Source organism: Deinococcus fonticola, from assembly GCF_004634215.1.
Taxonomy (GTDB): Bacteria; Deinococcota; Deinococci; order Deinococcales; family Deinococcaceae; genus Deinococcus; species Deinococcus fonticola.
The window spans coordinates 39890-54182 of record NZ_SMMH01000025.1; the positions used below are offsets into that span (position 1 = coordinate 39890).

Genomic DNA, 14293 nt, shown 5'->3' on the forward strand with positions numbered 1-14293 from the left:
TACTCTTCATGGCGATGAGCACGCTGGTGACGGCCCAGGAGGTGACCGTGGTGTACGGTGACCGGGCCGTGCTCGCGAGCGTGTCCATGAGTGTGGCGGCGGGGGAGAGGGTGGCGCTGCTGGGCCGCAACGGTGCAGGTAAAACCACGTTGCTGCGCCTGCTGAGCGGCGAACGTCACCCCGACGAGGGCACTGTGTGGCACGCGGACGGCCTGCGAACCGCGGTGCTGGCGCAGCATCACGCGCACCCGGCGGGCGTGTCGGTGCGCGACCTTCTTCACGCCGCGCACCCGTACCGCGAGGCCGAAGCGCGGCTGCTGGGGCTGGAAGCGAACCTGGGCGACCCGGACGTGTTGCAGGCGTGGACGGATTTGCACGCCCACCTGGAGGCGGCGCAGGCGTACGCCTGGCCTTCGCGTGTGCGGCGCATTCTGGGCCGGCTGGACCTGACGCGTTTCCAGCAGCGTGAGGCCGCCACGCTGTCCGGCGGGGAGCGCACGCGGCTGGCGCTGGCGCTGGCACTGGCCCGCGAACCGGATATTCTGCTGCTGGACGAACCCACCAACCACCTGGACATCCGCATGCGTGAATGGCTCGAAAGCTGGCTGCGCGACTTCCGGGGGGGCGTGATCCTGACCAGTCACGACCGCGATTTTCTGGATGCGGTGGCGACCCGCAGCGTGTGGCTCCAGCACGGCGAGGCCAGCGGGTACGCGGGCGGGTATTCCCGCGCCTGGGCGCAGCGCGAACTGGAGCGCCGCACGCGGGCGAAAGCCGCGAAGCTCTCCGGGCAGGAACGGGCGCGGCTGGAAGACAGCGTGGCGTGGCTGGACAGGCGTGGACGGCGCTCGGGTGCCCTGAAAACGCGCGTGGGCCGCGTGGACGTGCTGGAAGCGCCGCTGCCCGAGCGGCAGATCAGAATGCGTCTGCTGGCCGGCACGGCTCACGCCCCACTGGTGGCGTGGGGTGAGCACCTCACCCGGAGTTACGGGTCGCAGGTGGTCTTGCAGGACGCAGCGTTCCGCCTGCGCCAGGGAGACCGGGTGGCCCTCATGGGCGCGAACGGCACCGGCAAAACCACCCTGATGCGTTTACTTGCCGGGGACACCTTCCCGGACGACACCACCCCGCCGCCGGTGCTGCGCGTGGCGGGCGGCGTCACGGTCGCCAGCCTGGACCAGACGTGGCACGGCCTGAATCCTGCCGAGACCCTGCACGGGCAGTTCGAGCGGCGCTTCGGTGGGCAGACGAACGCCATCCTGGGCCGCGCCGGCTTCACGGCCGCCGACTGGCCCAAAACCCCGGAAATGCTGTCGGGCGGCGAACGTGCCCGCGCCGGGCTGGCGCTGGTCAGCAGCCTGCGGGCCGACCTGCTGCTGCTGGACGAACCCACCAACCACCTGGACGTGGAAGCCCTGCAAGCGCTGGAGGACGCCGTTCACGCTTACGGCGGCGCGGTGGTCATCGTTACCCACGACCGGCGTTTCGCCCGCGAGGTGGCGAATCGGCTGTGGGTCATCGAGGACGCCAGGCTGCGCGAAGTACAGGGCTGGGGCAGCCGCGAGTACACCGACCCCGCCCGCCGGCTGGACAGTGACCCGCCCCCCCCACCGCCGGAACCGTCCGCCCGGCAGCAAATCGTACCGCTCGAGAACCAACTTGCCCAGATTCAGACCGTGCTGGACGGCCCCCCCGGTCGCCTGACGGGCCGCGAGGAAGCCCGCCTGCGCGCGCAGCTTTACCACGTTCAGCAGCGCCTGTACGGCCTGTACGCCGGGGCCTTCGCCGCGCCGCAATGGGACGATCAGGTGCGTGAACCGCCCCTCACCGTCCGTGCCCAGCATCTGGGAGACGGCCCCCCAGGTTCCGGGGGCGGCATGTTCTGGGCCGCCAACGACGAAAGCTGCCCTCACCTGGCCTGGGACGGAGCCACCCTGCGCTTCTCTGGCCCCGCGCCCACCTGGTACGCCTCGGCCCTGCTGGGCGGTGCCCTGCGCATTCTGTTCGAGCGCTGGAACGTCGGCAAAGTTCAACTGGGAGAGTCTGGGCGCCTGCTGAGACGCCGCGCATACTTCGAGCGCGTCGGCCTGATCCGCTGAGGGAGGAGGGTCGACCACTTCCCACCCCTGTTTTTTCAGGTTCTCCGCTCCTTTTCCCGCCAGCCTGCCGTCCGCCTTCTGCTTTCCTTCCGCTATACTCCTGTGTCATGGAAGACCTCATCAAGGGACGCCTGGGTGGAGCGGACGGGTACGATATCCGCTGCGCCATCGACGGCGACAAAATCGTGGGTCGTGCGGGCGGTAAGCTGCACGGCAAGGACATTGAACTGGAAATCACCGAGTCGGGCGTGCAGGGCAGCGTGGGCAGCGAAAGCGTGCGCATCGAACTGGCCGACGGCGAACTGAAAGGCAACGTGGGCAGCCAGAAAGTCACGCTGCGCGGCGTGGATCGCGTGACCGGCTTCATGGGCGAACCCATCGTGGGCTGGAACATCGTGGCGCAGCAGCAGGGCGAACACCTGACCGGGCAACTGGGCAGCACCGTACTGGGCCGCACCTTCGACCTGCAACTGGGCAGTGCGCCCGGCTGGGTGGGGGCACTGGTGGCCGTGGTCGCCTTCTACGCCCTGGAACCCCGCGCCAGCGTCAGCGCCTGAGCGTCTACAGATTTCAAGCCCCCGGTGAACGCCGGGGGTTTTTTGCTTACATAAATTCCGGTTGAACAGTTGGCATAATTGCTCAACCCGACTGGAAGAAGAAGCAAAAAAAGTGTTCTGGACATGGATTGCTCTCGTAGCGGGCGTGATACTCCTCGTAAGCCCGCTGCTTCAGGGGATGACGAACGGATTCATTCCGCAGGGTAAAACAGCCGGCCCGCCTGCAAGAACGCAAACGGGCCAGCGAACCGCAGGAACTTCAGGCCTTGCGGTGTTTGAGCATCTCCTCACGGTGAACGATCTTGTGGCGTGGGCGTCCGGCGGCCTGCCCCTGCGCGAGTTCCTGAGCGTCCAGCGCCTGCCAGTCCGCAAACGAGTACACGTCCACGCCCTTGCCGCTCAGCAAGGCGTCCACGTCGGCGGGGCTGGCGTTCGGCGCGGCGGGCAGGTGGCCGCTGCCGGCGTCTGCCAGCAGCAGGGCCACGGTGTCGGCGGCGCACTTGCGGTTGGTGCCGACCACGCCACTCGGGCCGCGTTTGATCCACCCGGCGGTGTACTCGCCGCCGCGGCCCTGCACCCGCCCTTCGTCGTTGGGAATCACGCCGCGTTTCTCGTCGAAAGGCACGTCCGGCAGCGCCACGCCCCGGTAACCCACCGAACGCAGCACCAGCTGCACCGGCAGCGTCTCGTACACGCCCGTGCCCACGGCGTTCCCGTTTTCGTCCAGGCGGTTCTTCTCGACTTTCAGGCCCGCCACGTTGCCCTGACCGTCACTCAGGATTTCCACAGGGGAGACCAGGAAACGCAGGTGAACGCGCCTGTCCTTGCCTTCCGGCGTGCGGGCCGCGAAGTCGCGCAGCACCTCCACGTTCTTCTTCTTCACGTTGTCGGTGATGGCCGTTTCCTCGGCTTCCGTCAGGGCGATCTCGTCGGGGTTCACGATGGGTTCCGTGACTTCCAGTTCGCCGAACTCGCGCAGTTCCTTGGTGGTAAAGGCCGCCTGCGCCGGGCCACGGCGGCCCAGAATCCACACGTCCTTCACGTCACTTTTCTCCAGCACCGGCAGGGCGTGCGGGGCGATGTCGGACTCGTGCAGTTCCCGGGTGGTCTTGACCAGGATACGCGCCACGTCCAGCGCCACATTCCCCACGCCCACCACGGCCACCCCGGTGGCGTTCAGCAGCAGGTCGCGCGTGGCGGCGTCCGGGTGACCGTTGTACCAGGCGACGAATTCGGTGGCGCTCAGGCTGCCTTTCAGGTCTTCGCCGGGGATGCCCAGGCGGCGGTCACTGCTGGCCCCCACGGTATACACCACCGCGTCGTAATGCGCCTTGAGTTCGGCCAGGGTGATGTCCCTGCCGAACTCGACGTTGCCCAGGAACCGCACGCGCGGGTCGCCGAGGGTCTTCTCGAAGCCCTTGGTCACGCTTTTGATGGTCAGGTGGTCCGGGGCCACGCCGTAGCGCACCAGGCCGTAGGGGGTGGGCAGGCGGTCGTACACATCCACCGATACGGGCAGGTTGGTCTGTTTTAGTAGGGACTCGGCCGTGTAGATACCGCTGGGGCCGCTGCCGATCACGGCCACGCGCAGGGGCCGTTCGGGGGTATACGGAAGGGTCATGGCAGGCAGTGTAGCGAGTTTGCCCCCTTGCTGTTGTCCCCGCTGTTCGGATGACTGGGCCACCTCGCCGCTGCTGGGCCGGCCTGTTCCGCTGGCTCCTGCAAAGCAACTGAAAACCGCTCCCTTGGAGGGGAGCGGCTGAGTCCAGTTGTGGATCAGGAAGCGGCAATTTCTTTGAGCGCGTCTTCTTTCTTGAGGGTGATCTTGCCGTACCCGGCGGTAATCACGCCTTCGCGGGTGAGTTCGCCGACGACCTTGGTGACGGTTTCGCGCACGCTGCCCACGGCGGCGGCCAGTTCGTCGTGCGTGGCGTAGATCATGGTTTCGCCGCTGTCGAGTTGGGTGGCCAGCGCGGTTTCCCGGAGTTCCAGCAGCTCACCGGCAATGCGGGCACGCAGGCGCTTGCCGACCAGGCGGTAGATGCTTTCGTAAGCGCGTTCCAGCGTGCGCACCAGGTGGGTGGTCACGACCAGGTTGTCCTCAGCGCTCATCAGGGCGGGGTTGATCACGTCGATGCTGCTGTCGGTAACGGCCTCAGCAAAGTAGGCGCGGTTCACGCCGGCCAGGGCTTCCTCGCCGAAGTATTCGCCGGGCTTCACGTAGCGCAGGGTCAGGCCATTGCCGTCGTCGTCCATGGTATGGACGCGCACCAGGCCACTGGAAACGCGGTACAGCATATCGCTTTTTCCGGGGTACAGAATCACGGCACCGGGACGGTAGGTCACAGTGTCTACAAAGGTACGGGTGCTGGTCTGGGGTTGAATCTGGGTCATTGTGGTCGCCTCCTTAGGCGTTTGTTGTGGATAGATGTGGTGGGGAGTGCTGCGAGCGCCATTCCTAACGCTGGTTACAGTGTAACCTACAATCACATTTTTGTAAACAATTTTGTTTGTTTAACAGAGCTTTAGGTCACTAAATGAACCTGCGGTCAGAATGCCAGTGTTGGTTGCTTAGGGTTGGGAAAAATAGAGTCCTAGACGGCGATTTAACACGGAAATGCTCAGAGATGCCGCTGCCCTCTTGGTGCTCAGGAGACTGTTCATTCAACACAGGTAAGGCTTTTTCTTTAATCCGTAATGACATCCCTTCCGGCAATGAGAAACACACCTCAAACTGCCATTTTCCTCACCTGACTGTTTCGCCTCAGAAAAGTGTGGAGGTCTTCTGAAGCAGCAAAAATTTTCCTTCTCCTCACTGACCGGACGGTCAAGGGCTTCATTAAGAGGCGTACAAGGGCCTGAAGCGTGGCAGAATCCGTGAGTCAGCTATGAAGCCTCTCTTTATCTTTGCCGTGCTTGCCAGCGGATATGCCTCCGCAGGCTGCGTTCCCCAAGCCAACTGGATCGAGGCCATCCGCGCCGAGGAAGTCCGCTATGGTATGCCGCAGAACCTGCTGTACAACCTGATCAAGAAAGAAAGTCAGTTCTGCCCGGGTGCCCGCAGCCGTGTGGGCGCGATGGGCCTGGCGCAGATGATGCCCGGCACCGCCCGGCTATTGAAGGTCAACCCCTGGAACCCTGTGGACAGCATCCGGGGCGCCGCCCGCTACCTGAATCAGCAGTTCACCACCTTCAACTCCTGGCCGCTGGCTCTGGCCGCCTACAACGCCGGGCCGGGCAACGTCACGAAGTACCGCGGCATTCCGCCCTTCCGGGAAACGCGCGGTTACGTCGCGGCCATCATGGGCGGCACCGACTCCGGCGTCCCGGTCGTCATGGCGGCCCGCTCCGGCACCGCGCCTGTCATCACCACGAAAAACACCATCATCGCCGCTCCCAGCGTGTCCAGCAGCGGGCCGTGGACGACCCCCGCCCCCCTGGTCGAACAGAAAAGGCCTTAAGTACCGGCCTTGAGCAAGGCGCCTGTAGGCCAATCGCCCTGCTCGCCTTCATTCACTCGCCCAGCAAGCACACCTCTTTTTGGTCAATGCAATAGGAAAGAGAAAAGCGCCTGCCCCGAAGAAAATAAGTTTCCAGGGCAGGCGCGAAAGGTTGTCAGGTCGGGTTAAAGTTCTTCTTCCTTGCGGATAGGGAAGGCGCTGATGACGCTGTCACCGTTCCCGACATTGATGATCTTCACGCCCTGCGCGTTGCGGCCAGTCACGCGGACTTCCTCCACGCGGGTGCGAATCACGGTGCCCTTCTCAGTCAGCACCATCAGTTCCTCGCCGCCGGCCACGCGGGTCAGGGCCACCAGCTTGCCGGTCTTGTCGGTCACGTCCAGCGTGATGACGCCCATGCCGCCGCGCCCCTTGGCGGGGTAATCGCTTACGGGCGTGCGCTTGCCCAGGCCGCACTCGCTCACGACCAGCAGTTCGCTGTTCTCGTCGCCTCCAGGCACCAGGGCCATGCTGACCACCGCGTCCTGCTCGTTCTCGCGCAGGCGAATGCCGATCACGCCCTGGGTGGCTCGGCCGGTGGCGCGGACTTCCTCGGCCTTGAAGCGCATGGCCTTGCCGTTATGGGTCGCCAGCACCACGTCGTCGCCGTCCTGAGCGATGCGTACACCGATCAGTTCGTCGTTGTCCTGCAGGTTGATGGCGATCAATCCCGCCGCCGTGATGTTGCCGTACTCGGTGATCAGGGTCTTTTTCACCATGCCGCTCTCGGTGGCAAACAGGAAGTAACCGGGCTGGCTGAAGTCCTTCACGCTCAGGACACTGGCAATGTTTTCCTCCTCGCGCAACCCGGGTAGCAGGTTGCGGATGTGCGTGCCCTTGGCGTCGCGGCCTGCTTCGGGCAGGTCGTAAATTTTCTCGCGGAACACGCGTCCCTGATCGGTGAAGATCAGCAGGTAATCGTGCGTGCTGCCCACGAACACGTTGGTGTTCGCGTCTTCCTCGCGGAGTTTGCCGCCACTGCTGCCGCGTCCGCCGCGGCTCTGGGCGCGGTAGGCGTCCAGGTTGGTGCGCTTCAGGTACCCGGCTTTCGTCATGGTAATGACCATGTCCTCGACGGCGATCAGGTCTTCCTTGTTGATGTCCTCTTCCAGCACGGTGATGATGCTGCGGCGCTCGTCGCCGTAACGGTCACGGATGTCACGGATTTCCTTCTTGATCTCGCGCCACAGGATGCCCTGGTCGCCCAGGATGCTTTGCAGGAAAGCAATCGTCTTCTGAAGTTCGTCGTACTCGCCTTGCAGACGCTCGCGCTCCAGGCCCACCAGGCGTTGCAGACGCATGTCCAGAATGGCCTGGGCCTGCTCCTCGGACAGCTCGAAGCGCACCATCAGGCCGTCACGGGCCTCGGCAGCGGTCTTGCTGGCACGGATCAGTTCAATGACCGCGTCGATATGGTCAAGGGCTTTCAGCAGACCTTCCAGGATGTGGGCGCGGGCCTGCGCTTTCTTCAGGTCGTACTGGGTGCGGCGCGTCACCACTTCCTGACGGTGCTTCAGGAAGTACCCCATGGTGTCGATCAGCGGCAGCACGCGCGGTTCGCCGTTCACGATGCTGAGGTTGATGACCGTGTACGTGCTCTGGAGTTGCGTGTACTTGTAGAGCTGGTTCAGCACCAGCGTGCCCATGCCGGCGGCGCTGCGCTTGAGTTCAATGACGATGCGCACCGGCTCCTTGCGGTCGGACTCGTCGCGCAGGGCGGAAATATCGGGGATTTTCCCGGCTTTGTACATCTGGCTGATGGTCTGAAGCAGGTTCGTCTTGTTGAGCTGATACGGAATCTCGCTGATGATGATCTGGGTGCGGCCGTTCTTGCTTTCCTCGATGCGGGCCTTACCACGAATCTTCAGCCCGGCGTGCCCGGTGGCGTAGGCTTCGCGGATGCCCTGGGCGCTGATGCGGCCGCCGGTGGGGAAGTCCGGCCCCTTCACGTGCGTCATCATCTCGTCGAGCGTGATATTCGGCTTGTCGATCAGCGCCAGCAGGCCGTTGCAGATTTCGGTGAGGTTGTGCGGCGGGATGTTCGTCGCCATGCCCACCGCGATGCCCGATGCGCCGTTGATCAGCAGGTTCGGCACCGCCGAGGGCAGCACCGTGGGTTCCACTGTCGTCTCGTCGTAGTTGGGTTTCAGGTCGACGGTTTCTTTTTCCAGGTCGGCCAGGATTTCCTCGGCCACCTTGGTCATGCGGGCTTCGGTGTAACGCATGGCGGCGGCCATATCGCCGTCCATCGAACCGAAGTTGCCCTGCGGGTCGACCAGGGTGTAACGCAGGTTCCACCACTGCCCCAGGCGCACCATGGCGTCGTAGATGGCGCTGTCGCCGTGCGGGTGGTACTTCTTCATGACCTCGCCGACCACCGAGGCGGACTTGGCGTGCTTGTGGTTGCTGACCAGCCCTTCTTGCAGCATGGCGTACATGATTCGCCGCTGCACGGGTTTCATGCCGTCGCGCACATCTGGCAGGGCGCGGTCGACGATCACGTTCATGGCGTAGTTGATAAAGTTGGACTTGACTTCGCTGGTAATGTCTACAGGTTGAATTCCAGTCATGTGGCTCCATTCGGGCCGCCTTCGGCGGAGAGGTCTCACCGAGTGCGGCACTTTTTGATAGAGGCCCGGTTATCGTCCGGGAATGGAACCATTCTAGCACATTCTGTTATTAACGTAATAGATATGGCTCCCTCAACGTCACCTATTGTACCCGATTTTTACGGCCAGAACAGCAACTCAGCCTGCAAAAAAAGGACGCGCAGACCATCAAAATCGGATCTCCATGACCCAGCGTCCACATCAGGCCATGAACTTCCGCCAGCCCCTGCCCGGCCTGTACCGCAGTGGCAACCTCAGTTCCCTCAGCCAGCAGGAACAGACCGAATTACTGAATTTGGGCATCACGCGAATCATCGATCTCCGAACCCGTGCAGAACGGCAGCTTGACCCGCCTCCATTTCTGGGGCGCGCCGAGTACCTCAACCTCTCGCTCTTCCCATACCGCAACCGCGCCCTGAACACGGCCAGCGCAGAGGCAAAAGATAACGGTGACTACGCGGTAGCTATTCTTCAACATGCCGCCAACCAGATCGTCACCATCCTCGGTGCAATTCTGGATGCCCCGTCCGGCCCCGTCCTCGTTCACTGTCACGCCGGAAAAGACCGCACCGGACTGATCGTGGCGCTGTGCCTGGAACTGGCTGGAAAAAGCAGGGAAGAGGTCGCCACCGATCACGTTCTTACCGGCCCGGAACTCGTGGACTTCTTCGCCGCCATGCAAGCGCGAAAGACGCCTGCACAGTGGGCAAAACTAGAACCCTTCCAGCCCTGCTGTCCGGACGACATGCGGCGCCCCCTCGCGTACCTCGACAGCGAATGGGAAGGCGCAGGGAAGTACCTCGAAGCCCACGGCTTCAGCCGGGAGGAGCAGGCGGCACTGGCCGCACGACTTCAGGGCGGTGTGGCTCATCCGTGCCCCTGAAACGCCCTGAACGCTCACCTCGTCAATCCGTCAGAACCATGTGACGAAAGGGCTTTATCATAATGCCGACATGCTGGCAAACCTCACCAAACTCGTAACCGATGTCGATGGAGCCTGGGGCGCCGCCATCGGTGGCCTCGACGGCCTGCTCGTGGAAGGCTACACCCCCACCGCCACCGACCTGAACCTGCTCGTTGCCGAGCACGCGGGACTGCTGCGGGCAGCCAACAGCGTGTATACCCAAACGGTGAACGGCGGAAAAACCCGTGAATTCTATGTGCGCGGCGAACAGCTCAGCGTGTACCTGCAACCCATCAACGACGAATTCTTCCTGCTGGTCGCCCTGGACGGACGCAGCAACCTGGGCCAGGCCCGCCTGTACATGCGCGAAGCCGCCCGCAACCTGGGAGGTTTCCTGTGAAACTCGATTCCCTTCGTCAGGTGCCTGGCCTCGTGGCAGCCGTGCTGGTCGGTGAGGACGGCCTGACCATCGAATGCATCGGGGAGGGCAGCGAAGCCCTGGCCGCCGAGCTGGCCAGCCTGCGCACCAGCATCGCCCGCGTGAGCGACCGCATGGGCGCGGGCCGCGTCACCCGCCTGGCCTTCACGAGTGAACGCATGGAAATCGTCGCCATGGCCAGTGGCGATTACGTACTGGGCAGCGCCATTCAGCGCGGCATCGACACGCGCCCCGCCCAGCAGGCCCTGGCCCGCCTCGCCCTGGAAATCGTCGACCTGCCCGCCGGTGAAGCATGATCGACAGCCTCCTTGAAGTTCGCGGCGTGCGCTACGCCTCCCTGGTCGACAACGCCGGACAGGTCGTCCTGCATGTCGGTGAAGGCAGCGCCGACGTGGAAGTCGTGAGCACCGCCCGCGCCATGCTGGGCAGCCTGAAAAGCGCCATGGGGGCCAGCACCTGGAACGACCTGCTGCTCGACCTCGACCGTGGCCCCATGCTGCTGACCCCCGTGAACGTCCGTGACCAGATCATGCTGGTGGCCTTCGACGAGGTTGCCAGCCTGGGCCGCGTGCGCTTTGCCGTGCGCCGCGCCATCGGGCAAGTGTAAGACCACTGAGCGGAATGCCTTCCCGGTGCGCCCAGGTGTGCCGGGAAGATTTTTGATTCAGTGTTCGGAATTCCCGACACCGTTTGGATGGACGTAAACAAGCCTGCGCCAATTACTGACGGGCTGGTCGTCAATCATCACGTGCGGTTTTGGCAGGAACGCGGTGAAACAGTGTTCCAACCCCACTTCACGCGCACTTTCGCGGGCGTAAGCGGCCCCGCCGGAACTCCGGCAGAACAACTCCGCGCCGTTCCCGAACAACTGGCGGACGTAAGCAATGACAGCCGGAATAGGAATGCGGGAGCGACCAGAGTTCCGTACCAGTGTTTCATCCACATCGACGTAAACGACCTGTTCTGCCATTCAGATCACTTCCCTGAACGCCACGCTCTGGCTGCGGTTTTGCAGTTCTGAACGCAGGTATTGCAGACGGGGGTGCTCCAGTTTCGGGTCGTGCGCCAGGATGTGTTTCGCCAGTTCCCGCGCCTGCTCGATGATGCCCGTGTCGTTCGCCAGGTCGGCCAGCCGCAGATCGGGAATCCCGCTTTGCCGCGTGCCGCGCAGTTCGCCGGGGCCGCGCAGTTTCAGGTCGGCCTCGGCAATCACGAACCCGTCGGTGCTGCCCTCGATGATCTTCAGGCGCTTGCGGGTTTTCTGGCTGTGTTCCCCGGCGATCAGGACGCAGTAGCTCTGGGCGCTGCCACGCCCGACCCGCCCGCGCAACTGGTGCAACTGCGCCAGCCCGAAGCGTTCGGCGTTCTCGATGACCATCACGGTGGCGTTCGGTACGTCCACGCCCACCTCGATAACCGTGGTGGACACCAGAATGTCGAATTCCCTGCGCCGGAAGCGTTCCATCACATAATCCTTCTCGGCGGCCGCCATCTTGCCGTGTAGCAGGTCGATTCGCGCCTCGGGCAGGATGGTTTTGAGGTCGTCGGCCAGTTGTGTGGCGGCCAGCAACTCCAGGTTCTCGTTTTCCTCGATGAGGCTGGTGACCACGTAAGCCTGCCTTCCCTCGCGGATCTGCTTCATCACGAAGCCGTAGGCCTGGGTGCGGTAATTGTCCTGAATCAGCTTCGTCTCGATGGGCGTGCGCCCCGGCGGCAACTCGTCGATGATGCTCAGTTCCAGGTCGCCGTAAGCGGTCAGCGCCAGGCTGCGCGGAATGGGCGTGGCCGACATGACCAGCACGTCCGGGCGGCTTTGCAGCAGCTTGCGGCGTTGCTGCACGCCGAAGCGGTGCTCCTCGTCCACCACCGCCAGGCCCAGGTTGCCCCACTGCACGTTCTCCTGAATCAGCGCCTGGGTGCCCACCACCACGTCCACGTCCCCCTCGGCAATGCGGGTCTGCATCTCCAGTTTCTGCCGGGGCGTCATGGCGCCGATGAGGAGGCCCACGCGCACGTCCAGCTGGCCCAGGTAACCTTCGAGGTTCTTGAAGTGCTGCCGCGCCAGGATTTCCGTCGGGGCCATCAGCGCGCCCTGATACCCGTCGCGCACCGCCAGATACAGGGCGCAGGCCGCCACCGCCGTCTTGCCGCTGCCCACGTCACCCTGCACCAGCCGCGCCATTTGCCGGTCACTGCGCATGTCGTCGGTGATTTCCAGCAGCACGCGCCGCTGGGCGTTGGTGAAGCGGAAGGGCAGGGCCGCTTCAAATTTGCCGATGTCGTCGCCCGTCGCCTGAAAGCGTTTGCCCTGCAATACCGCGTCCTCGCCCTGAAGCAACATCCGCAGCTCCAGAAACAGGTACTCGTCGAAGCGCAGGCGCTGGTTGGCGCGCGACAGGTGTTCCTCGTCGCGGGGAAAGTGAATGCCCCACAGCGCGTCGGCCAGGTCGGTCACCGCGTACTTCTGGCGCCAGTGGGCCGGCAGGTAATCGTCGAGCGGCACGGCCTGAAGCGCCTTGAAGGCCGCCTTGCGCAGAAACTCCTGGCTGATGCCGTCCTTGCTGTCGTACACGCCCACGATCCGCCCGGTGCTGAGGCTGTCCTGCGCGACCTCCATCTTCTCGATGTGCTCCACGCTCAACTGCACGCGGTTCCCGAACTTCTTCACCCGCCCGGTCAGGATCAGCCGTGCGCCCTCGCGCAGTTGCCGCTCCACCCACGGCTGGTTGAACCAGCTGGCTTTCACCCGCCCGCCCGACGGCGTTTCCAGCGTGATCTCGATGATCAGCATGTTCGGTTTAGGCGTGCGGCGGTGCTTGTTCACCACCACGCCCTCCACCGTGACCTTCTGCCCCTCCTCCACGTTCGCCAGGTCAGGCAGGGCACGTCTGTCCTCGTGACGGTGCGGGTAGGCGTGCAGCACGTCGCGCAGGTTGTGCAGGCCCAGGCTGCTCAGTTTGCGCGGGCCGCCCGGCCCGGTGTCCAGCTGCGCCACCGGCGTGTCCGGCGCGAGGCGTTCACCGGGGGCGGCGGCAGGCGGCGCGGGGCGCGCGGCACGCGAGGCCGCCGCTTTGGGCTTTTCCGTGTCCCCCAGCAGCTTCAGGGCGTCTTGCAACGCCCCGGCGCGTTCGGTTTCGTTCCAGTCGGCGTACCCGCTCAGGCGTTCACGCACTTTCGGGAAGGGGTTGGCCAGCGCCGAGGCCAGCAGCTTCTCCACGCCGCCCGCCACCACGCGGTTCTGGCACCCTCCGGCCAGTTCAGCCGCGAGAGGCCGCCGCAGTCGCTCGCGTAACTCCTGAACCGTCGCCATTCCGCTCCTAACATAACAGACACGCGCAGGTCACTCCAGTCCACCCGGTACAAGTTGCCGTTCGGCCCAAGCCCCCGCCGCCCCCAAAAGGGAGCCAAAGCGGGGGCTTGAGCAGAGAACGTCGTACCCCTTTACGATAATGAAATTAAATCTGCCATCAGCTAAATTTCTTCTGGGATTGAGCTAGGTGCATAGGAGGTGCTGATGACCAGCTTTGCGATGGCGTTTTGGAAAGATGGTGTCATCTGCCCCTCAGTACCCGACAGTTTCGAGAAGCGCTGTGCGGGAAGCTGAAAACCGAGTTTTCAGCTTCCCACTTGCAATGGACACCCTATCTGGTGCCCTATAGAGCGCGCCAAACGCTGAACTCGTTGCTCTCAGTCTGAATTTCGCCTGCCACTTTCCTGAGTACCGGAAGAGCCAGGTCGAGCTTCTCTCGCTCGTCGTTTTTGCCCTGATCAAGGCCAAGGATGTGCGTCACGCAGCGCTCGCAGAGCGCTTCCCAGGCGATGCCAAAACAGACTCTGTCATCCGACGCCTTGAACGCTTCTTCGACCAGCATCCCCTGTGTCCAGCAGACGTGGCCCGCTTTCTCCTCCAGCTTCTCCCTGACCCCAAGCAGCGCGAATTCATCATTGACCGCACCAACTGGAAGTTGGGCGGTCAAGACGTCAATATTCTCGTTCTCGCCGTCATCTGGCGAGGCGTCGCCATTCCCCTCTTGTTTGAGTTCCTTGACCACAGTGGCAACAGCAACGCGGCGACCCGGCTGCTCATTCTTGAGGACGCACTCGAGATTCTGCATTGCCAGGACATCTTCACCCTCTATGGCGACCGTGAATTCATCGGCCAGGACTGGGTTGATGGTCTGATTG

At 63.7% G+C, this 14293-nt stretch carries 13 protein-coding genes; 7 read left to right on the forward strand and 6 right to left on the reverse strand.

Translation table 11 applies throughout. The features are described 5' to 3' along the window. The first annotated feature begins 14 nt into the window (after nt 1–14). The gene (locus tag E5Z01_RS14010; protein WP_135229928.1) at nt 15–2099 is read left to right on the forward strand and encodes an ABC-F family ATP-binding cassette domain-containing protein; all 2085 of its coding nucleotides are present in this window, start codon (nt 15–17) and stop codon (nt 2097–2099) included. 107 nt (nt 2100–2206) lie between these two features. Beyond that, a complete protein-coding gene (locus tag E5Z01_RS14015; RefSeq protein WP_135229929.1) occupies nt 2207–2656 on the forward strand; it encodes a hypothetical protein in 450 nt (149 codons plus the stop codon). Between the two features lie 259 nt (nt 2657–2915). Here the strand turns inward: E5Z01_RS14015 and E5Z01_RS14020 are convergent, their stop codons facing one another. Together E5Z01_RS14020 and E5Z01_RS14025 are read right to left on the reverse strand one after the other, a co-directional pair. Further along, nucleotides 2916–4277, reverse strand: a complete 1362-nt coding sequence (locus tag E5Z01_RS14020) for an FAD-dependent oxidoreductase (protein WP_135229940.1) — start codon at nt 4275–4277, stop codon at nt 2916–2918. 155 nt (nt 4278–4432) lie between these two features. Next, nucleotides 4433–5050 (reverse strand): helix-turn-helix domain-containing protein, encoded by a 618-nt coding sequence (locus tag E5Z01_RS14025; protein WP_167757932.1) that lies wholly within the window; start codon nt 5048–5050, stop codon nt 4433–4435. Nucleotides 5051–5544: 494 nt separating this feature from the next. On the opposite strand from E5Z01_RS14025, the gene E5Z01_RS14030 reads away from it, so the two are divergent. Continuing rightward, nucleotides 5545–6117, forward strand: a complete 573-nt coding sequence (locus tag E5Z01_RS14030; protein WP_135229930.1) for a lytic transglycosylase domain-containing protein — start codon at nt 5545–5547, stop codon at nt 6115–6117. A 164-nt stretch (nt 6118–6281) separates the two neighbouring features. On the opposite strand, the gene gyrA is transcribed toward E5Z01_RS14030, so the two are convergent. Beyond that, nucleotides 6282–8726, reverse strand: coding sequence for a DNA gyrase subunit A (gene gyrA, locus E5Z01_RS14035; RefSeq protein WP_135229931.1), 2445 nt, complete (start codon nt 8724–8726; stop codon nt 6282–6284). Nucleotides 8727–8949: 223 nt separating this feature from the next. Between gyrA and E5Z01_RS14040 the strand changes: the two genes are divergently transcribed. From E5Z01_RS14040 to E5Z01_RS14055, 4 genes are all read left to right on the forward strand, one after another. After that, nucleotides 8950–9648 (forward strand): tyrosine-protein phosphatase, encoded by a 699-nt coding sequence (locus E5Z01_RS14040; RefSeq protein ID WP_135229932.1) that lies wholly within the window; start codon nt 8950–8952, stop codon nt 9646–9648. A 70-nt stretch (nt 9649–9718) separates the two neighbouring features. Beyond that, entirely contained in the window at nt 9719–10069 is a 351-nt protein-coding gene (locus E5Z01_RS14045) for a roadblock/LC7 domain-containing protein (RefSeq protein ID WP_119762361.1), read from the forward strand. Continuing rightward, nucleotides 10066–10404 carry a roadblock/LC7 domain-containing protein gene (locus tag E5Z01_RS14050; protein ID WP_119762359.1) on the forward strand — a complete coding sequence of 113 codons (339 nt, stop codon included), beginning with the start codon at nt 10066–10068 and terminating at the stop codon, nt 10402–10404. Before E5Z01_RS14045 ends, E5Z01_RS14050 begins: the two co-directional genes overlap by 4 nt. Continuing rightward, nucleotides 10401–10715, forward strand: a complete 315-nt coding sequence (locus E5Z01_RS14055; protein WP_135229933.1) for a roadblock/LC7 domain-containing protein — start codon at nt 10401–10403, stop codon at nt 10713–10715. Before E5Z01_RS14050 ends, E5Z01_RS14055 begins: the two co-directional genes overlap by 4 nt. Before the next feature lie 57 nt (nt 10716–10772). Here E5Z01_RS14055 and E5Z01_RS14060 read toward each other — a convergent pair whose 3' ends face one another. From E5Z01_RS14060 to E5Z01_RS19585, 3 genes are all read right to left on the reverse strand, one after another. After that, nucleotides 10773–11078 carry a hydrolase gene (locus E5Z01_RS14060; protein WP_135229934.1) on the reverse strand — a complete coding sequence of 102 codons (306 nt, stop codon included), beginning with the start codon at nt 11076–11078 and terminating at the stop codon, nt 10773–10775. Continuing rightward, nucleotides 11079–13418 (reverse strand): ATP-dependent DNA helicase RecG, encoded by a 2340-nt coding sequence (gene recG, locus E5Z01_RS14065; RefSeq protein WP_135229935.1) that lies wholly within the window; start codon nt 13416–13418, stop codon nt 11079–11081. It lies immediately after the preceding gene. A 343-nt stretch (nt 13419–13761) separates the two neighbouring features. Then, the coding region (locus E5Z01_RS19585; RefSeq protein ID WP_167757933.1) for a hypothetical protein at nt 13762–14293 on the reverse strand (532 nt) is incomplete at its 5' end.